This is a genomic window from Sulfitobacter sp. AS92, assembly GCF_038900015.1.
Classification (GTDB): domain Bacteria; phylum Pseudomonadota; class Alphaproteobacteria; order Rhodobacterales; family Rhodobacteraceae; genus Sulfitobacter.
In genome coordinates, this window is record NZ_JBBMQL010000002.1 from 62,164 (window position 1) to 81,638 (window position 19,475).

15 protein-coding genes are annotated in these 19,475 nt (G+C 56.8%); 6 read left to right on the forward strand and 9 right to left on the reverse strand.

Annotation, left to right across the window (positions count from 1 at the left end; translation table 11 throughout):
- Positions 1 to 213 precede the first annotated feature (213 nt).
- From WNY61_RS03485 to WNY61_RS03495, 3 genes are all read left to right on the forward strand, one after another.
- Positions 214 to 912 (forward strand): hypothetical protein, encoded by a 699-nt coding sequence (locus WNY61_RS03485; protein WP_342850067.1) that lies wholly within the window; start codon positions 214 to 216, stop codon positions 910 to 912.
- Positions 913 to 2,130, forward strand: a complete 1,218-nt coding sequence (locus WNY61_RS03490) for a HAMP domain-containing sensor histidine kinase (protein ID WP_342850068.1) — start codon at positions 913 to 915, stop codon at positions 2,128 to 2,130. It abuts the gene before it with no gap.
- 322 nt (positions 2,131 to 2,452) lie between these two features.
- Positions 2,453 to 4,504 carry an ATP-binding protein gene (locus WNY61_RS03495; RefSeq protein ID WP_342850069.1) on the forward strand — a complete coding sequence of 684 codons (2,052 nt, stop codon included), beginning with the start codon at positions 2,453 to 2,455 and terminating at the stop codon, positions 4,502 to 4,504.
- A gap of 50 nt (positions 4,505 to 4,554) precedes the next feature.
- Here WNY61_RS03495 and WNY61_RS03500 read toward each other — a convergent pair whose 3' ends face one another.
- The 4 genes from WNY61_RS03500 to zwf form a co-directional block, all read right to left on the reverse strand.
- Positions 4,555 to 6,183 (reverse strand): long-chain fatty acid--CoA ligase, encoded by a 1,629-nt coding sequence (locus WNY61_RS03500; protein ID WP_342850070.1) that lies wholly within the window; start codon positions 6,181 to 6,183, stop codon positions 4,555 to 4,557.
- A 160-nt stretch (positions 6,184 to 6,343) separates the two neighbouring features.
- On the reverse strand, positions 6,344 to 7,936 hold the full coding sequence (gene pgi, locus WNY61_RS03505) for a glucose-6-phosphate isomerase (RefSeq protein WP_342850071.1): 1,593 nt from the start codon (positions 7,934 to 7,936) through the stop codon (positions 6,344 to 6,346).
- On the reverse strand, positions 7,933 to 8,604 hold the full coding sequence (gene pgl, locus WNY61_RS03510) for a 6-phosphogluconolactonase (RefSeq protein WP_342850072.1): 672 nt from the start codon (positions 8,602 to 8,604) through the stop codon (positions 7,933 to 7,935). The genes pgi and pgl overlap by 4 nt, the downstream gene beginning before the upstream one ends.
- Positions 8,601 to 10,064 (reverse strand): glucose-6-phosphate dehydrogenase, encoded by a 1,464-nt coding sequence (gene zwf, locus WNY61_RS03515; protein WP_342850073.1) that lies wholly within the window; start codon positions 10,062 to 10,064, stop codon positions 8,601 to 8,603. The genes pgl and zwf overlap by 4 nt, the downstream gene beginning before the upstream one ends.
- 160 nt (positions 10,065 to 10,224) lie before the next feature.
- On the opposite strand from zwf, the gene WNY61_RS03520 reads away from it, so the two are divergent.
- Positions 10,225 to 11,172, forward strand: a complete 948-nt coding sequence (locus tag WNY61_RS03520) for a radical SAM protein (RefSeq protein ID WP_342850074.1) — start codon at positions 10,225 to 10,227, stop codon at positions 11,170 to 11,172.
- Between the two features lie 17 nt (positions 11,173 to 11,189).
- Here WNY61_RS03520 and WNY61_RS03525 read toward each other — a convergent pair whose 3' ends face one another.
- Positions 11,190 to 11,459: an usg protein gene (locus WNY61_RS03525; RefSeq protein WP_007119558.1), complete on the reverse strand. Its 270-nt coding sequence runs from the start codon at positions 11,457 to 11,459 to the stop codon at positions 11,190 to 11,192.
- 190 nt (positions 11,460 to 11,649) lie between these two features.
- On the opposite strand from WNY61_RS03525, the gene gyrA reads away from it, so the two are divergent.
- Positions 11,650 to 14,400, forward strand: coding sequence for a DNA gyrase subunit A (gene gyrA / locus WNY61_RS03530; RefSeq protein WP_342850075.1), 2,751 nt, complete (start codon positions 11,650 to 11,652; stop codon positions 14,398 to 14,400).
- A 145-nt stretch (positions 14,401 to 14,545) separates the two neighbouring features.
- Here the strand turns inward: gyrA and WNY61_RS03535 are convergent, their stop codons facing one another.
- From WNY61_RS03535 to WNY61_RS03550, 4 genes are all read right to left on the reverse strand, one after another.
- Complete coding sequence (locus WNY61_RS03535; RefSeq protein ID WP_342850076.1) at positions 14,546 to 14,878, reverse strand: hypothetical protein; 333 nt, start codon at positions 14,876 to 14,878, stop codon at positions 14,546 to 14,548.
- Between the two features lie 178 nt (positions 14,879 to 15,056).
- Positions 15,057 to 16,538 (reverse strand): carboxypeptidase M32, encoded by a 1,482-nt coding sequence (locus WNY61_RS03540; RefSeq protein ID WP_342850077.1) that lies wholly within the window; start codon positions 16,536 to 16,538, stop codon positions 15,057 to 15,059.
- A gap of 3 nt (positions 16,539 to 16,541) precedes the next feature.
- On the reverse strand, positions 16,542 to 17,687 hold the full coding sequence (gene ctaA, locus WNY61_RS03545) for a heme A synthase (RefSeq protein ID WP_342850078.1): 1,146 nt from the start codon (positions 17,685 to 17,687) through the stop codon (positions 16,542 to 16,544).
- A 254-nt stretch (positions 17,688 to 17,941) separates the two neighbouring features.
- Positions 17,942 to 18,706, reverse strand: coding sequence for an RNA methyltransferase (locus WNY61_RS03550; protein WP_342850079.1), 765 nt, complete (start codon positions 18,704 to 18,706; stop codon positions 17,942 to 17,944).
- A gap of 121 nt (positions 18,707 to 18,827) precedes the next feature.
- On the opposite strand from WNY61_RS03550, the gene WNY61_RS03555 reads away from it, so the two are divergent.
- Positions 18,828 to 19,451 (forward strand): thiamine phosphate synthase, encoded by a 624-nt coding sequence (locus tag WNY61_RS03555; RefSeq protein ID WP_342850080.1) that lies wholly within the window; start codon positions 18,828 to 18,830, stop codon positions 19,449 to 19,451.
- Positions 19,452 to 19,475 lie beyond the last annotated feature (24 nt).

Genomic DNA, 19,475 nt, shown 5'->3' on the forward strand with positions numbered 1-19,475 from the left:
CAGTATACCCCATTGGAAAAAATTTCACGCAAGACAACCTAGCGCCTCCAATGGCTCAAATCGCTAGCCGCCCGACCAAAAACTTAAGAGTTCGCAACACCAAGCAAGTTGAAAGCCAAATGATCCAAAAGGGTTGCCAATGATGCTAAATGCACAGTATCCCTTCAGTAACAAGCAAAAACCCGCCCCTCACAAAAAGACGATGACATTGAGATGATAGAAGCAGTGCGCCGGATGGCATTAAATAGCTATAAAGTCTGCGGTGACATAGATGTTCGTACATACCATGGTTTTAAGCCGCCGATCCAGCAGAACAAGCGTCAGAAAGTCAAGATTGCTGTCATAGACGATCAGTCATTTGAGGCCGGTGCAAACCTTCGGAATTATGGCTACGACATCAAAGAAGTGGGCGACGTTAAGAAGCTGGACGAAATTGAGAGCTTTCCGATTATCTTATGTGACCTCATGAACGTAGGAATGTTCTTTGATACCGACGCTCAAGGTGCATCCTTAATAAAGGAAATACGTCGCAATTACCCGTCAAAGTATATAGCAGCCTATTCTGGCTCGAGCGCAACTTCCACCCAAGCGCAAAAAGCTAAGCAGCATGCAGATACCTTTATTAAGAAAGACTCCGAAATTGAGAGTTGGGTGGAAAAACTAGATAGCTTAATATCACATGCAACTGACCCAAAAACCGTCTGGTTGAGAACAAGAGCAGCTTTGATTGCCGAAGACGTCGACACCAGATCAATTTTGGTGCTTGAAGACGCCTATGTAAACTCAATTACCGCACAATCACCGAACTTAAATTTGCTTCGTCATGTAATCAATGAAGAACACTTCCCTGCTTCCGCAAAAACGATCATCCTCAACCTCGCTTCATCTGCAATATTCGCAGCGCTGTCCTAAATGATTGACCATGCTATTTTTCCGTGCATCCAGGGCTCTCCTGACCACTATGTTTTTTCTGACGGACAACTGTTTAAGCTTCCGACCGATCTAGGCGGGCTTGCGAAGATCAAAGCTTATGCAAAGCAGACAAGGCCAGGCTGGCATCCAATCGACTTTGGTTACTGGATGTTTGTTCACAAGAGTGAAGAAATCGGGCTGATACGCTTCCTCGCTATTTTACCGACGGGTTCGAACGCAAGGCGGACCGGCAGCTCCGCGCAGCCATTTTCCAAACCGGACTTTGAGAAGTATATTGAAAGCCTTGTGGAAGATGAGCAGAAGAATAGAGATCGTATACGAGACGAAATATCTCTTTTGATCCATGATCTAAGGAGGTTTTCCAATTCAATTTATCAGAATGCAGTAGCAACAAAAAAGGCCATTTTTGATGGCGACAGCGGCGAGGCTGCTACGAAAATAGACAACACTTTGGCTGCGCAGGCCATGCTAAGTATGCGGACCGACATTCTAGATCTTGCCGAAAGTAAGGACGTATTGCTGGAAGAAGACCGAGTCCCTATTTATCGCAAGTTTGACAAAGTTGTAAAAAGTTTCCAACCCGGTTGCAAATCTAGGAATATAGATCTTGCTATTACTGGATCGTCACACAGCCTAACCATTGGGCCTGACTGCGCGGAGATCATTGCATACATTGTTGTAGACAACGCACTCAAATATTCACCTTCAAACCATCAAATTTCGGTCTCTTTGCATGAGAGCGATGACACTATTCTAGCCACGATAACTTCGCTCGGCCCAATTATCGATAGAGATGAACTTGAAGCAATTTTTGAGAAGGGTTTCCGTAGCGTAGCGGCAAAGCGGCTTGAAAGTAATGGTACTGGCTTTGGTCTATTTCTGGCAAAATCACTTACTCGACGATTTAAGGGTTCGATTACTTGCGAGCAATTTGGGGAAGTTGTCACTACAAACCGGGGTGATTTCCGAGATACAAGATTCACTGTAACGTTTCCTATTTGGGAGAAACGCACAGAGCCAATTTATAACCATCAAGACCGAAAAGGACCGCCCACACCGCTTCAACCTATCTCAACCAGAAAGAAAAAAACACGTCCCCGCCACATCGCGAAGGCAGAAGACACTTCGCCCCTCCCGCGGAAAAAGAAGAGAAGATCCAGCAAGCGAAACAAGCGACCTCCGTCGGAACCGATATAAGTCATAATTGCAAGCGCAGCCCCAGAAAATCTCCCAGAATTGCTATTGAATCCCCTTTTTTCTTTAGGTTTGCAGGTTTCTTCCCAAGCTTTAGTTACGAGTTCGATTCTCGTTACCCGCTCCACGCCGATTTACAGCCCCAGCAATGGCGATGGGTCGGACCTCGCGAGGTCCGATGGCTTCCCTTAGGTCATCCGTATAAAAAGTCTACTGATGTCCGAATTTTGCCATGATTCCCTAGAAAGGTAGCGCTCAACAGGGAAGTAACTTACGCGCAGCTGGCCCAACGATGTTAGATGCGCCCGAGGCAAAGGATAAAAGCGTGGCAAACACGTTTCGGGACTACGCGACATCGAAGGCGTATATCATCGTCAATTTCATCGTGCTGTGCTGCGTCGCCGGAATCAGCTATTCGATTGTTAAACTCGATTACGAGCAACATATCGCAAGCATCCGTCAGGATGCGCGGCAAGCGCTGCATGAAGTCAGCAATCAGGTACAACATCAGTTCCAAGAAACCATATTAGTTACCAAGAACATCGAGAATATCTTGCTGTCCGGCGAGGCATTCAAAGACAAAAAAATCGAATTGTTGGTGAAAGAGTTACGCGGGCGTAATCCCGGCATTCAGGCTTTTGCCCTCGCCCCGGATTTGAAGATCACGCAAAGCTACCCCAAAGCCCCGAATGGCGAAATTATTGGGCTAGAATACAAGAATATTCCAGCCCAGTTGTCGGGTGTCGCCAATGCCTATCGACGCCAAAGCCCGACCATCGAAGGCCCGCTTGATCTGGTTCAAGGGGGTAAGGGCTACATCATGCACTATCCGGTGTTTGAACGCCCTATCGGCCTTGGCGCGCCGCACTTTTGGGGGGTGATGTCGATCGTGTTTCAGCCTGACCGGCTGTTTGAACCGCATCAAAACCCGCATCAGGCTGCTGACTACATCTACAGCCTCCAAGCCTTTCCGACCGGCATATTGCCCCCTGAGATTAAGCCCGAAGCAACAGACCCCGGCTCGCCGGTCCGCACGCGGTTTGAACTTTTGGGCAAGACATGGGAAGCCACCGCAAGCCCGGTCAACGGCCTGCCCCCCTATGCCCCGCAAAGTCCTTACCTCGTCGCCTTCGCGCTGGTTGCCACCATCGCGCTGATGGCAGGCCTTTGGGCGTTCCGCCGGGTGACGCTGAAAAAGCAGGAAGCGCACGCGCTTTTGGCTGAGGGCATCGGCTCGATCCAAGAAGGATTTATCGCCTTTGATGAAAAGGAGCGGCTGGTCACTGTGAACAGCAAATTCCTTGAGTACCATCCCGAGATTGCCGATCTTCTTGTCCCCGGCAAGACCATCGAAGAGCTATTGCGCCATTGGGTCGCGCGCCATCAGCACCCTGAAAACATCGAAGAACGCGAGAAATGGATCGCCAAGCGCCTCGCGCGGTTCCGCAACCCGACGGGCACCTTTAACCTAGAGGTTTCCGACAACTTCTGGCTTAAGGTGACTGAATCGCGCACACCGCACGGCTATACCGTTGGCATTTGGACCGATGTGACCACCGAAAAACGCGCGCTGGACGCGGCCAAAGCGGCAGATCGAGAAAAGACTGAGTTCCTCAACAACGTCAGCCACGAGCTACGCACACCGCTTACGGTAATTTCAGGCCGGGCGTCCTTTCTCCAGCATTCAGAAAAACTACCGCAGGCGCGGCGCATGCAGACCGCCCTGACCAACAGCCCGAATGCAACGCCAGACATTCGTTCAAGCGTTAATGAATTTCAGGATTTCGTCTCTGATCAGGCGGGCGGCATTGCGGGATCGTCAAAGCATATGCTGCGTCTCGTCGAAGACTTGCTCGATTGGACCAAGGTTGCGCGTGGCAAGATGGAATTGGACCTGCAAGAGATTGAGGCCAGCGACATCGCCCGATCCGTCGCCGATGATCTGCGTCCCGATGCCGAGGCAAAGGGGCTGACCCTCACCTACGACGACAACGGCACCGCCACAGCCAACGCCGACCCGGTTCGCCTGCGGCAGATCCTCTACAACCTGATTTCAAATGCGATCAAGTTCACCCGCAGCGGCAATATTCACCTTAAAATGCATCAAACCGCCGAAGAGATCACCTTTTCCGTGACCGATACAGGCTGCGGTATTTCCACAGAAAACATCAAACGGGTTTTCTTACGTTTCCAACAGGTTGACGGCTCCATGTCGCGAGAGAATGGCGGCCTGGGTTTAGGACTGGCGATTGCCGAACAACTGGCGACGCTGCACGGTGGCGGGCTTTCGCTTGAGAGCGAAGTCGATGTCGGCAGCACTTTCCGGCTCACCCTGCCGCGGCCTCTGGCGAACAGCGAGCTGCGCCGCTCGGCATAATCGACAGCCTAGAAAAAACGCCCCGGTCCGAAGACCGGGGCCGCTCTGCCTCAGCTTTCGCCTTGCAGTAGCACATCGCCAAATTGATCCCTGAGATCGCGCTTAAGGACTTTGCCCGTTGCATTGCGTGGCAGCGCCTCTGCAAAGATCACCCGGTCGGGCACCTGCCATTTTGCGACCTGATCCTCGAATACTTCGAGAATGTCGGCCTCGGACGGATCCGCCCCTTCGGCTTTGACCGCGATCAAAACCGGGCGCTCGTCCCATTTGGGATGGGTCGCGCCGATGACGGCGGCATCGGCCAAATCGGGATGGGCAATTGCGATATTTTCCAGCTCAACAGAGCTGATCCACTCGCCACCAGACTTGATGATGTCCTTCGCCCGGTCGCAGATGGTGACGTATCCGTCCTTGTCCATCGTCGCGATATCACCGGTATCGAACCAACCATCGCGCAGGGTGCTATCGCGGTCAGATCGGTAATAGGCGTCCAAAATCCAGTGCCCGCGTGTGACCAGCGCGCCTTGCGTTTTCCCGTCCTGCGGCAACGGGTTGCCCTTATCGTCCCAGATCTCAAGCTCTACGCCAAAGACCGGGCGGCCTTGGTTCTCACGCAGTTTGTGCTGCTGCGCCTCGGGCAGATCGCCATGTTTTGCCAGCGGTTTGTTCACCGTGCCGACAGGCGACATCTCGGTCATGCCCCATGCGTGGATCGTTTCAACACCATAATCTTCGCGGAAGGTTTTGATCATCGATGGCGGACAGGCCGAGCCACCCACGACGGTGCGTTCCAGGCTCGTCAGTTCGCTGCCCGACTTCTTGGCCGCCGCCAATAGCCCTTGCCAGATCGTCGGCACACCAAGCGCGAGGGACACTTTGTACTTGTCAATCAGCCCCACCAGCGAAGCGCCATCAAGGTTCGGCCCCGGCAGCACCATCCGCGCGCCGGTCATGGCGCTGGCATAGGGCGACCCCCAAGCATTGACATGGAACATCGGCACCACGGCCATCACGATATCCCGCGCGGAAATGGCGATACTGTCGGCCATGTTGATGCCGAAGGAGTGCAGCACGGTCGAGCGGTGGGAATAGAGCACACCCTTGGGGTTGCCCGTTGTGCCCGAGGTGTAGCACAGGCTCGACGCCGTATTCTCATCCAGATCTGGCCAGGCGAAACCCGCGTCACCTGACGCGACCAATTCATCATAAAACAACAGCCCCGGCAGCGCCTTAGCGGCTTCTGCGTCGGGGCCAGACATCAGCACGAGGTGCTTAAGGTGCTCCATCTTATCGCGGATCGCTGCGACCAGCGGCACAAAGGTCTTGTCGATGAACAACACCTCATCAGCAGCATGATTGAGGATATAGACCAGTTGATCGGGAAAGAGCCTTGGGTTGATCGTATGGCAGATGAACCCCGCGCCAGAAGTGCCGAAGTAGATTTCCAAATGCCGCCGATTGTTCCACGCGATTGTCCCGCAGCGCGCTTGAGGCGACAGCCCCAGACCCGTCAGTGCCGACCCCAAGCGCCGGGCGTTCTTGGCCACTTCTCCCCAGCTGGTTTCCTCAACCCCGCCGGTGGTAGAAACCGAGATGATCTCGCCTTCAGGATGATAGCGTTCGGCATGGGCAATCAGGCTCGAGATCAGCAGCGGCTGCGTCATCATCTGGCCAAGCATAATGGGATCCTCCAATCATTTCTCTTCAGACTGTCCAATGGGCGCAGCAGTTGCAAGCCTTCCCCACGGACAAGTGAGGATCGGCGCTGATGGACATGAAAACAGGCTGCGCGGGCGGCCTTTGCCTGCGCAGCCTATTGACCCAGTTTTAGTGAAAACCCTAGTCGCGGTGCTGATGAATATAGCCGATCAGACTGGCAGTAGAGCCATCCTTACCTTCGGCAGAGACCTCCCCCTCGATCAGCGGCTGCAGCGACTTGGCCAGTTCCTTGCCCAGCTCCACGCCCCATTGATCAAAAGAGTTAATGCCAAGGATGATACCTTCGACGAAAACGCGATGCTCATACAGTGCGATGATCTGGCCCAGAGTAAAGGGATCCAGCGTTTCATAGACCAGCGTGGTTGAGGGGCGATTGCCGGGAAAAACCCGGTGGCGCGCTTGGCGTTCAAGCTCATCGCCCGATAGCCCGGCATCGCGCATGATCGCCCGTGCCTCGTCCAAAGACCGCCCGCGCATCAACGCTTCGGACTGGGCAAGACAGTTAGCGATCAGCAAGTCGTGGTGATGCCGCAGGTCGGGCTCATGCCCCTTGGCTGCCACCAAAAACTCGCAAGGGATCACGCGGGTGCCTTGGTGGATCAACTGATAGAATGCATGCTGGCCGTTGGTGCCCGCGGCCCCCCAAACCACTGGCCCGGTGTGGCGCGGACTGTCAGAGCCGTCCATCTGCACACTCTTGCCGTTCGATTCCATCTCAAGCTGTTGCAGGTAGTCGGGCAGCATCTCAAGCCGTTGATCATAGGGCAACACGGCGCGGGTGGCATGGCCGCAGATCTGGTTGTGCCAAATTCCCACCAGCGCCAGAAGGATCGGCATGTTCTCAGCCGGATCGGCGGCACAAAAGTGGCGGTCCATCTCCTGCGCGCCGCGCAGGAAACTGTCGAAGGCCTTGGGGCCAATGGCGATCATCAGCGAAAGGCCAATCGGGCCCCAAACGGAATAGCGTCCGCCGACCCAATCCTCAAACCCAAAGACCTGCGCAGAGTCGATCCCAAACTCTGCGGTTTTATCCTCGGCGGTGCTGAGTGCTGCAAATTGCGTGGCCGGATCGCCGCCATGATCTTGCATCCACGCCCGCGCAGTGCGCGCATTGGTCATGGTTTCAATGGTGGTGAACGTCTTAGAGGCGACGATCACCAAAGTCGTCTTGGCATCCAAGCCGCGCAACGTATCCGCAATATGCGCGCCATCGACATTCGAGACGAAATGGCAACGCGGCCCATCGTGATAAGGTGTCAGAGCGCGCGCAGCCATCGCAGGGCCAAGGTCGGACCCGCCAATGCCAATATTGACCACATCGGTAATCGCGCTGTCCCTGATCTGATCCGCAAAGCTGCGCATCCGCGCCAGCGTGTCGCGGACCTGAGGCATGACATCCGCGCCTTCGACCTCAATCGGCCCGCCATCAAGATTGCGTAGGGCCGTATGCAGCACAGCGCGGCCTTCGGTCTCATTGATCGGCGCACCCGCAAACATCGCATCGCGGCGGCGGGGCACCTCTGCGGCGTCCACCAGACGCAGCAAAGCTGCACGGGTATCGGCGTCGATATTCGTTTTGGCATAGTCAAACAGCATGAACTGTGTGCGCAACGAGAAGTCTTCGGCGCGGTCGGGGGCGTCAAACAGCGCTGTAATCTTGCGATCTGCGGTCCCGCGTTGCTGTTCTTGAAGGTCTTGCCAAATGTTCATCATGCTGCCCAGTAAACTTCAGTTTCATCAAGCACCGCTGATATGGGTGCCTCCTCCGGTGAAAGCGTCTCCGCGCGCTCCAAAGCAGCGCGTTTCTCTTCGCCGAAGATAACGAGGTGTTTGTTCAATGCCCCATCCAACGCATGTGCCGGAAGGGTGACACGCGCAGTCGGCTGACCCTGAGGATAGACCGGACACAGAAGCGGCGCATCTGCGGCCAGCGCGTCATGCAGGCTTGGGTCGCCGGGAAAGAGCGAAGCGGTGTGCATGTCATCTCCCATCCCCAGCAGCATAACAGAGATCGGCATATGGGCGGCCAAACTGGGCGCCACAGCCTCTGCCCCCTCGCCCGGTGTCAGACCGGCGCGGAAGAACGGGATGAACCGCGCCGCGGCGGCGCGGTCGTTCAGCAGATGCTCCCGCACCAGCCGCGCGTTGGACAGCGGATCATTCTCATCAACCCAGCGTTCGTCGGTCAGCAACACGTCTACCCGGTCCCAATCAAGATCGGTCGCGCTGAGCATCTCAAAGATCGGCCCGGGGGTGGAGCCGCCGGGCACGGCAAAAGACACCCGGTCATTGCCCGAAAGCGCCGATTTCAATTTGCCCGCCAGCTTGTTGGCGACATTCATGACCAGCATTTCGCGGTCTGCATATTCGATGAAGTTCATGGGGATACCTTTCGCCATTCACGGCCATCGCGCCGCATCATTTCGCCTGCATCCGTCGGCCCGGTAGAGCCGCTATCATAGGGCTTTGGCACATCATTGCGCGCCTCCCAGCCTTGGATGATCGGATCGGTCCAAGCCCATGCGGCTTCAACCTCGTCGTCGCGCATGAACAATGTCTGGTTGCCCCGGATCACGTCCATGATCAGCCGCTCATAGGCATCGACCTGATCGCCACCATCAGGGCCAAGCGCTTCGGCAAATGTCATATCAAGCGGCACATCAACAAGACGCATGCCCCCCGGCCCCGGTTCCTTGATCGTCACGCCAAGGGTTATGCCCTCATTCGGTTGCAGCCGGATCGACAGTACATTGCGGTGACGGCCCGCGTCTTCGGCAAAGATCGAATGCGGCGTGTCTTTAAACACCACGGTGATCTCGCTTGACCGGGCGACCATGCGTTTGCCGGTGCGCAGATAGAAGGGCGTGCCATGCCAGCGCCAATTGCTGATATGCGCCTTCAGTGCCACAAAGCTTTCGGTGCGCGAACGCGGGTTCTCTACGGCATCGCGATAGCTGGGCGCCTTCTCCTCATTCCCCGCCTCGGCCTCATACTGACCACGGACAAGGTGATGCGGCAGCACGGGGTCAAGCGCGCGGATCACTTTGAGTTTCTCATCGCGCACCGCATCCGGGTCAAAGCGCGCTGGCGGCTCCATCGCGATCAGGCACAAAAGCTGCATCAGGTGATTTTGCACCATGTCCCGCATGGCACCGGATTTGTCGTAATATTCGCCACGCCCCCCGACACCCACCGTTTCGGCCACGGTGATCTGGATGTGATCGACGTATTGCCGGTTCCATAGCGGCTCAAACAGCATATTGCCAAAGCGCACCGCCATAAGGTTTTGCACCGTCTCTTTGCCAAGGTAGTGGTCGATGCGGTAAATCTGCTGTTCTTTGAAATAAGTCGCCAGCGTTGCGTTCAGCGCCCGCGCACTTTCCAGATCACGGCCAAAGGGCTTTTCTACGACAATGCGGCTGTCTTCGCCCGCCATGCCCCACTGCTGCAAACGCTCTGCCAAATCACCAAACAGGCTGGGCGCAACGGAGAAGTAGTAAACCTCAATCCGATCCTTCCCGGCCATTATCTCCTGCAGCTCGGCCCAGCCGGTCTCTCCCCGTGCATCAATCGCAATGTAATCAAGCTTGGCCAGAAATGCGTCAAGGTTGTCGCAAGCATCTTTGCCGCCAAACTCACTGATCGCTTCAGACACCATTTCGCGGTAGCCTGCGACGTCCATCTCTGTGCGCGCGGCGCCGATGATCCGGGCCTCTTCTGGCATCTGACCCGCGCAATAACGCCGGTAGAGGCCGGGCAAAATTTTGCGCCGAGCCAAGTCGCCCGTCCCACCAAAAATGACCAAATCAAAGGGGTCGACAGGAATAACGCGCGAAACCATCAATTAATCCTTGTCTGTGAGAGCTAGCAAAGTTAGCGCAAACATACTCATTTTCACCCAGTTCACAAGACTGTGCACCCCGCGCCTTGGACTTTTAGGCAGGGCCGCAATAGCTTACGACAACTGGACAGGAACAAACGGGATCACGCAAGGACCAATCATGAAAGATATCGCGCACGCAAACGAGGGCAAGTTCCAGAACCCGGCGGTGACCGCCAAGGGGGAACCGCGCGCCACCGTGGCTCTGCGCGGGGCAGAGACGCTTTGGTTCAACACCGGCACGCTGTGCAATATTGAATGTGTGAACTGCTACATCGCCTCCAGCCCGAAAAATGACGCGCTGGTCTATATCTCCGCTGATGAGGTGCGCGATTACCTTGACCAGATTGTTGAGCGTGACTGGCCGGTGCGTGAAATCGCGTTTACGGGCGGTGAGCCGTTCATGAACCCGCATATGGTTGAGATCACTGAAGCCTCTTTGATGCGCGGCTATGAGGTGTTGATCCTGACAAACGCTATGCGCCCGATCATGCGCAAATCCGTGCAAGACGGGTTGTTGCGCCTGCGCGATGCGTACCCCGGCAAGATGACTTTCCGCATCTCTGTCGACCACTACCGCCGTGATCTGCACGATGCGGAACGTGGTGAAGGGGCGTTTGATAAGACGCTGATTGGCATGGAATGGCTGCGCGACAACGGGTTTCGGATGGCCGTCGCGGGCCGCTCTATCTTCGCCGACAGCGATGCCGACAGCCGCGCGGGCTATGCCGCATTTTACGCCGAGCATGGCTTTGACATCGACGCGCATGACCCCGGTATGACGGTGCTCTTTCCAGAGATGGACGAAGCCGTCGAGGTGCCGGAGATTACCACCGCCTGCTGGGGCATTTTGGATATTTCGCCCGACGCGGTGATGTGTGCCTCATCACGTATGGTGGTCAAACGCAAAGGCGCTGCGAGGCCTGCTGTACTGGCCTGTACCTTGCTGCCCTATGACCCAGAGTTCGAACTTGGCACGACCTTGGCCGAAGCCGAGCGTGACGTGGCCCTGAACCATCCCCATTGTGCAAAGTTCTGCGTGCTGGGCGGGGCGAGCTGTTCTGCCTGACGCCCCTGCCCACTAGGTTAATGTAGCGTGAACTCACCAACTTGATTTTGCCACTCGCCTGGGCTGATCATCTTTCGGTGGGTAAAGCGCACCGAATGCAATGGGCCGTCTAACTCGGCTTGCCAGAACTCTACGAATTTAAATAGCCGCGGATGGTCTGGCGCGATGTCATACTCCTGCCAGATGTAGCTGTTGAGCACATGGGCGTAGTCGGGCATATGATAAAAGAACTCTGCCGTGGTCAGCCCATAGCCTTTCAGCATCATTTCGGTTTCACTGCGGGGCATATTGCGCCTCCTTTGCTGCCTCTGTATGCCAACTGTGCGCGGTGAGAATTACTTTTCAATGAAAACAGCATGTTGGCACTCAGCATGGAGTGCTGCCAGTGCGTTTTGGCCACAGCCATTGCACCTGATATGCCCCGTCTGCTATAGAAAACCCCAAGATATAGAACCATAAAAATGGTGGGCAAGACACGTGAACGATACGCCGGAAACTCCTGATAACGCAGACGAAAAGCCTATTTTCCACGGGCCGTCGGTGACAATCGAACACGAGATGCGCACGTCCTATTTGGACTATGCGATGTCGGTGATCGTCAGCCGGGCAATCCCCGATCTGCGCGACGGGCTAAAACCGGTGCACCGCCGCATCCTTTTTGCCATGCATGAGACGGGCAACACCCACGAAAAGTCCTATCGCAAATCTGCCCGCCCAGTGGGCGATGTTATGGGCCAGTATCACCCGCATGGTGACTCTGCGATCTATGACGCTTTGGTGCGTATGGCTCAGGATTTCTCCATGTCGCTGCCGCTGCTCGACGGTCAAGGCAACTTTGGCTCGATGGACGGCGATAACCCGGCGGCGATGCGCTATACCGAAGTGCGTATGGACAAGCCAGCCGCTTTTTTGCTGGCAGACATCGACAAAGACACCGTCGACTATCAAGATAACTATGACGGCAAGCAGAAAGAGCCGACGGTTCTGCCGGCGCGCTTCCCCAACATGCTGGTCAATGGCGCGGGCGGTATTGCCGTCGGCATGGCAACCAACATTCCGCCACATAACTTAGGCGAAGTCATCGATGCCTGCCTTGCGCTGATCGACGACCCTGACCTGACTTCTGAGCAGCTCATCGATTACGTCCCCGGCCCCGATTTCCCGACGGGCGGGATCATGCTCGGCCGTTCCGGCGCGCGCAAAGCCTATCTCGAGGGGCGCGGCAGTGTCGTGATCCGCGCCAAAACGCGGGTCGAAGAGATCCGCAAAGACCGCTGGGCCATTGTGATCGACGAGATCCCCTATCAGGTTAACAAAGCCTCGATGATCGAAAAGATCGCCGAGCAGGTCCGCGACAAAAAGATCGAAGGCATCTCCCACGTCCAGGACGAAAGCGACCGTAACGGCGTGCGCGTGGTGGTCGAGCTAAAACGCGACGCAACTGCCGAAGTCGTGATGAACCAACTTTACCGCTTTACGCCGATGCAAACCTATTTCGGTTGCAACATGCTGGCGCTCAACGGTGGCCGCCCTGAACAGCTCACCTTGCGCAAATTCCTCAGCTACTTCATCGACTTCCGCGAAGATGTTGTCGCCCGCCGCACCGCTTACCTGCTGCGCAAAGCCCGCGAGCGGAGCCATATCCTCTGTGGTCTGGCTGTGGCCGTCACCAACATCGACGAAGTTGTCGCCACCATCCGCTCCTCCGCCGATGCGGCTGAGGCGCGCGAAAAGCTGATGACGCGCCGTTGGCCTGCCGAAGACATCCTACCCTATATCGCGCTGATCGACGATCCGACCCACACAGCGAACGACGATGGCACCTATAACCTGTCCGAGGCACAGGCCCGCGCGATTCTGGAACTGCGTTTGCAGCGTTTGACCCAGATCGGCGTTAAGGAAGTCACTGATGAGCTGGAAGAGCTGGCGAGCAAGATCAAGGAATACCTTGAAATTCTCGGTTCTCGCGAACGTATCCTTGGCATCATCTCGGACGAGCTGCGCGAAGTGCGTGAACTTTTTGCCGTGCCGCGTCGTACCGAGATTGTCGACTGGTCCGGTGACATGGATGACGAAGACCTGATCGCCCGCGAAGATATGGTCGTGACCGTGACTTCTGGCGGCTACATCAAACGCACGCCCCTGGTCGACTTCCGCGCGCAGCGCCGTGGCGGCAAGGGTGTTTCGGGCATGCAGACGAAAGAAGAGGATGTCGTTACCAACCTTTTCGTCGCTAATACCCATACGCAGTTGTTGTTCTTCACCACCGACGGCATGGTCTATAAACTGAAGACATGGCGCCTGCCTCAAGGCGCACGGACTGCCAAGGGCAAGGCCATCGTTAACATCCTGCCCATCCCCACCGGCGTCTCTGTTGCTGCGATCATGCCAGTTGACCGGGATGAGAAGGACTGGGACGATCTGCAAGTGGTTTTCGCCACCTCCGCCGGCACTGTACGCCGCAACAAGCTGTCGGATTTCACCAACGTGAAGTCCAATGGCAAGATCGCCATGAAGTTCGAAGGTGAGCATGAAGGCACCACATTGATCAACGCCCGCATCGCGTCAAACGATGACGACGTGATGCTGGTTACCGACGCGGGCCGGGCCATCCGCTTCCCCGCCACCGACGTGCGGATTTTCAACTCGCGCAACTCGGTCGGCGTACGCGGTATCCGGTTGGGCGAAGGGGACAATCTAGTTTCGATGTCCGTGATCCGCCATTTCGAAGCAACCTCGGAAGAGCGTGTCGCTTACCTCAAACAGCGCCGCTTGATGGCCGGGTTGACGGATGACGACAGCACAGATGACGAGGAAGAACAGGTCCAAGCCGGACAGTTGAGCACCGAACGCTATGCAGAGATGTCGGCCGCCGAAGACCTGATCTTGACGATCACCGCCAAGGGCGCGGGTAAAGTTTCCTCTGCTCACGATTATCCTGTGCGCGGTCGAGGCGGCATGGGGGTCACAGCCTGGACGAAAGCCATGGCGCACGGTCCAATTGTTGCCTGTTTCCCAGTTGAGATGTCGGATCAGGTCATGCTGGCCACGTCAAAAGGCCAATCAATCCGCGTGCCAGTTGAAGGTATCTCTTTCCGATCACGTAGCGCCGGCGGGGTGAAGGTCTTTAGCACCGGCAAGAATGAAGAAGTCGTCAGCGTGGCTTGGATTGCCGATCAAGGGAACGAAGAGGATGACGCTGTCGAGGACGACGGCGCAGCCGAGTAATATGCTGACATCCCGCCCCGAAGTGAAAGCTTCGGGGCGATTTTCTTTCCAAGTCTACGTTTTTTCAATGTCTACGATCGAACAAGAAAAATCCCCCGCGCCAGAGGCACGGGGGATTTTCTGATCTTAACCTTATGTTAAGAAATTAGTTGGTAGTAGTAGTTGTCGAAGAGGACGAGGAGCCCGCTGCGATTGCAACCAGAACCAATGCTGCACCAGCTGCTGCTGCGCCGCCACCAAGGCCAGCACCGGCTGCAAAGAGGCCAGCACCATCTGCGCGTACGCAAACACGTGCAGTGTTGCCGTCAACTGTAACCGGGTTTGGCTTACAGTTGTAGATAACGCCGTTGGCGCCCTGAATCTGAAGCGAATACTCGGCATCGTCAGACGCGCCCAGCACAGCTGCTTGAGTCGTTGTTTGGGCGAAAGCAGCACCCGTGAGAGCGATAGTCGCCGCGACCGTTGCAAGAATTTTCATTGATTAGGTACTCCTATGATATCGTAAAAATCGAAACTCACCGCACCATCGCATATTATCTTTCCTAGCGCAAAGCCGAAATGTTAAAGCATAGTTAAGAATTGCAATGATGCCCGTTGTTTAAGCAACGCCGGCGAAGGCCAGTTGTTCCCTATTTATGAGCTTAAATTTTATGCGCTTAAATTCCATATAAATCGGTAAACTTATCTTCGAGATAGTTTAGCAAGGGTGCCTCATTCGGCGCTTTTCCGCAAGCCCGCGTAATTACCTCGCGGGGCTCATAAAGCCCTCCATGCTGTTGTACGTTTTCGCGGAGCCAGTTGGTTGCCGTGCTCGTGTCTCCTCGCGCGAGTGCATCGTCCAGATTCGGCACCGCGATACGCAGAGCTTCATTGAGGCATCCCGCGTAGACATTACCAAGACTATAGGTCGGAAAATACCCCAGCAGGCCGACTGACCAATGGACGTCCTGCAGCACACCGTTTGAAGGACGATCAACCGGGTACCCGAAATCGGCCTCAAACCGGTCATTCCACGCGGCTTCTAATCCATCGACTTGTAGATCGCCCGACATCAACGCCCGCTCAAGATCAAAGCGGAGCAACACGTGCAGGTTATATTGTAATTCATCGGCTTCGGTACGGATGAACCCGTCTGACACACGGTTAACGATTCTATAAAACGTCTCGGCATTCGCGACGCCAAAGTCTCCGTAAGCAGCGGTCATCTCTTTATAGAGCCAACCGGTGAAGGCGCGGCTGCGGCCAATCTGATTCTCATAGATGCGGCTTTGGCTTTCATGCACACCCATCGATACACCCCGGCCCAAGGGTGTCAGCAGATAGGCGCTATCGATCCCCTGTTCGTAGGCGGCATGGCCAACTTCGTGAACTGTCGAATAAAAGCAGTTAAACGGATCAAGTGCGTTGGTCCGCGTCGTAATCCGAACGTCCAACCCCGAACCGGAGGAAAACGGATGCACGGCCTTGTCTATCCGTCCCGTGGTAAGATCATAGCCAAAGCGCCGCGCCAGTTTGGCGGCGAGGGTCATCTGCGCGGCTTCGTCAAAGTGCCCCTCTAGCACCGGCGGCGCTTCGGCCTCACGCACGGCCGCGCGCAATTCAACCAATTTAGGGCGCAACGCGTCAAACATAGCGCTGAGATCAGTTGCCGTGGTGCCGGGCTCGTAATCCTCCAGCATTGCGTCATAGATGCCGATGCCCCGGCCTTCGGCCAGCGCGGCCCCCTCTTCACGTTTGAGAGAGATCACTTCTTTCAGGGTCGGGGCAAAGGCCGCGAAATCATCGGCGGCGCGGGCTTCGGCCCATGCGCCTTGAGCGGCTGAGGTGACACGCGCAATCCGTGCGGCCAGATCAGCAGGTACGCGAACGGTACGGTCGAAGTCCCGTTTGATATGACGCAGGTTGGCCTGCCCCACTTCATCCAAAGCGGACGGATCAATAGTGCCGAGCCAATCGGCAATGCGCGGATCGATGCGGCGGGCGTGCAGCACGCCTTCCATCGCCGCCATCTCCTCGCCCCGTTGCGGCGCAGCGCCCCGCGGCATGACCGTTTCTTGATCCCAGCCCAAGCGCCCCGCGACCTGCGCCAGCGCTTCGGTTTCGCGCTGGAAAGCCATCAAATTGTCATATGCAGTCATGTCTCAGCCTCTCAGCGATGTGGCGACGGGATAGGCGGCGAGGAAGCGCGCGCGCAGGATGAGCACCCAAAGCAGCACAGCCAGTGCTTGATGTGCCAGTGCCAGATGCACAGGGGCTGCATAGAGAACCGTCGTGATGCCCAGCACGACTTGCAACGCCAGCGTCGCCATCACCGCATTAAAGGCAAAGCGCGTGCGTGCATGGGCCGAACGGCGGCCGCGCAGCCAAACGACCACGCCAAAAGCGAAAAGCAGATAGCCCGCCATCCGGTGCATGAATTGCACAAGGCCGGGGTTCTCAAAGAAATTGCGCCAAGTCGGCGTGATGTCAAAAGCCTCCGGCGGGAAGAACTGGCCTTGCATCAGCGGCCAATCGACGAAGTAGCGACCGGCGTCGATGCCAGCAACAAGGGCGCCCAGCAGGATTTGGAGCGCTGCAAAATGCAAGAGCCCCGTGGCCAGACCGAACTGCTTGCTCTCCTTAGCGCGACGCGACTGGATCAAGTCGCGTTCGCTGCGGCCCAGCAGCAGCACATACCATGTGATGAAGCCAAGGATGACAAAGGCGAGGCCGAGATGGGTCGCCAATCGGTAAGAGGCCACATCCGTCACCCCCTGCCCGCTGGTGACGCCAGAAGCGACCATCCACCAACCAATCGCCCCCTGCGCGCCACCGAGCGCACCGATAAAGAGCAGGCGTTTGGTCCAACCCACCGGGATTTGTCGCCGGGCGAGGAAATAGAGGAATCCCAAGGCCCAGACGAGGCCGATGACCCGGCCAAGCTGCCGATGGCCCCATTCCCACCAATAGATGCTTTTGAAATCAGAGAGTTCCATCCAAGCGTTCTGGACCTGAAACTCGTCGATCTGCTTGTATTTGTCGAATTCCGACTGCCAGTTGGCCTCGTTCATTGGCGGCAAAGCCCCGGTCACGGGACGCCATTCAGTGATGCTAAGCCCGCTGTCAGTAAGGCGCGTAAGGCCGCCCACAGCAATCATAATAAAGACCAGCGCAAAAAGGATCATCAGCCAGATCCGGATCGGGCCACGGGCGCCGCCACGGCCTTTGTCGATGCCGCCGGTCTGCACCGGAGCACGGCTAGGTTGGTCGGTCCCGACCTCTTCGAAAAGTTTGCGTTTTTCCGCCATGGCGCGCCTCATTTTCCGTTTGGATGCAGTGGTATGCGATGGGCGGGGAAAGGTCTAGCGGGGTGGAGGCATAGCTGTTGAGGGCCATCGCCTGACCGAGGGGTGGCGACTTTAGGGTCGCGTCATGCCAATTTATGGTTCAGCCGTGACGCGATCTATGTAAGACGTTGTACCCATTTGCAAAATCTCCTCTCCGTGGGGCGGGCAAGCGATGACCCGGCGCCTGCGGCTTGTTTCCGGGCCAGGGGAAAACTTCAGCCCTTCTCTTTCCAACGGACCATTTGCCGCAGGACGCCATGCAGCATCTGCACATCCGCCCGCGTCAGCGGCATCCGCGACCACATATTGCGCAGGTTCAGCTTCATCGACGCCGTCTTATGCTCTGGATAGAAGAACCCCGCCTCTTCCAACCGATCCTCATAATGCCGCGCCAGATGGTCGACTTCGGCCCCTTTGGCCCAGTCCGTGCCCGCCATTTCGGTCACCTCATGGGTCACCTCACCCTGCGCGCGCATCCATTCGTAGGACATCAAGAGCACACATTGCGCGAGGTTCAGCGAGGCGAATTTCGGGTTCACCGGGACCGAGACGATGGCGTTGGCTTGCGCGATATCCTCATTCTCCAGCCCTGCCCGCTCCGGCCCAAAAAGCACCGCAACCCGTTGCCCTGCCGCGATCTTTTCCGCTGCCAGTTTCATGGCAGCTTCGGGGCTATAGACCGGCTTGGTCAAATCCCGCCCGCGCGCTGTGGTGGCAAAAGTGAAATCACAGTCGCCCAATGCGCTTGGCAGATCGGCAGAGTGCTGCGCCTCATCCAACAGCCGCCCCGCGCCCGAGGCCATCGCCACAGCAGACTGGCTTGGCCAGCCATCGCGCGGTGCCACGACCCGCATATGATCAAGGCCAAAATTCCACATCGCACGCGCAGCCGCGCCGATGTTCTCGCCCATTTGCGGACGTACGAGCACGATTGCCGGGATCGGCGCGGGAAGGACGGGAGATGATGGTGTCTGGGTCATGCGCGCCTCATAGCCCCTGCGCCGCACCACCGCAAGAAAGCCCGCGCCACACACGCATATCCGTTTTCTTTTGCAACGCCTTGCGCTACTCAGACCTTCAGACCCGAGCAAGGACAAGACCATGGACGCGCCAGAACAGCCGCAGATTTACCTTATCACCCCGCCCGAAGTTGAACTCAGCCGTTTTCCGGCGCAACTGGCCGCTGTGCTGGATGCGCATCCCGTGGCCTGCGTGCGGATGGCGCTTTCAACGCGAGACGAAGACCGCCTGTCGCGCGCGGGTGACGCCCTGCGCGAAGTGACCCATGCCCGCGATGTAGCACTAGTGATCTCGGATCATCTGCTGATGGTCGAACGCCTTGGTCTTGACGGGGTTCACCTCAGCGACGCCGCCCGCACTGTGCGCCATGCGCGCAAAGAATTGGGTGAGGACGCGATTGTCGGCAGCTATTGCGGCACCTCGCGGCACGAAGGCATGGCAGCAGGTGAAGCGGGCGCGGATTACGTCAGCTTTGGCCCAGTACAGTCCAGCGCGCTTGGCGATGGCAGCTTTGCCGAGGCCGAATTGTTTCAGTGGTGGTCCGAAGTGATCGAAGTGCCCATCGTTGCCGAAGGCGCGCTCGACATTGACATGATCCGCGCGCTTGCCCCGCGCACCGATTTCTTCGGCATCGGCGCCGAGATTTGGGATAAGGACGATCCGGTAGCAGAACTCGCCACCCTGATCGCCGCAATGCAGGGCTAAGCGGCCCTTAGGGCAGCCCGGTTA

What these genes read in the sequence shown, in the direction of transcription:
- WNY61_RS03485 (WP_342850067.1), top strand. Translation starts at nt 214, where the DNA reads ATGATAGAAGCAGTGCGCCGGATGGCATTAAATAGCTATAAAGTCTGC.
- WNY61_RS03490 (WP_342850068.1), top strand. Translation starts at nt 913, where the DNA reads ATGATTGACCATGCTATTTTTCCGTGCATCCAGGGCTCTCCTGACCAC.
- WNY61_RS03500 (WP_342850070.1), bottom strand. Translation starts at nt 6,183, where the DNA reads ATGCTTGGCCAGATGATGACGCAGCCGCTGCTGATCTCGAGCCTGATT.
- pgi (WP_342850071.1), bottom strand. Translation starts at nt 7,936, where the DNA reads ATGATGAACATTTGGCAAGACCTTCAAGAACAGCAACGCGGGACCGCA.
- pgl (WP_342850072.1), bottom strand. Translation starts at nt 8,604, where the DNA reads ATGAACTTCATCGAATATGCAGACCGCGAAATGCTGGTCATGAATGTC.
- zwf (WP_342850073.1), bottom strand. Translation starts at nt 10,064, where the DNA reads ATGGTTTCGCGCGTTATTCCTGTCGACCCCTTTGATTTGGTCATTTTT.
- WNY61_RS03520 (WP_342850074.1), top strand. Translation starts at nt 10,225, where the DNA reads ATGAAAGATATCGCGCACGCAAACGAGGGCAAGTTCCAGAACCCGGCG.
- WNY61_RS03525 (WP_007119558.1), bottom strand. Translation starts at nt 11,459, where the DNA reads ATGCCCCGCAGTGAAACCGAAATGATGCTGAAAGGCTATGGGCTGACC.
- WNY61_RS03535 (WP_342850076.1), bottom strand. Translation starts at nt 14,878, where the DNA reads ATGAAAATTCTTGCAACGGTCGCGGCGACTATCGCTCTCACGGGTGCT.
- WNY61_RS03540 (WP_342850077.1), bottom strand. Translation starts at nt 16,538, where the DNA reads ATGACTGCATATGACAATTTGATGGCTTTCCAGCGCGAAACCGAAGCG.
- ctaA (WP_342850078.1), bottom strand. Translation starts at nt 17,687, where the DNA reads ATGGCGGAAAAACGCAAACTTTTCGAAGAGGTCGGGACCGACCAACCT.
- WNY61_RS03550 (WP_342850079.1), bottom strand. Translation starts at nt 18,706, where the DNA reads ATGACCCAGACACCATCATCTCCCGTCCTTCCCGCGCCGATCCCGGCA.
- WNY61_RS03555 (WP_342850080.1), top strand. Translation starts at nt 18,828, where the DNA reads ATGGACGCGCCAGAACAGCCGCAGATTTACCTTATCACCCCGCCCGAA.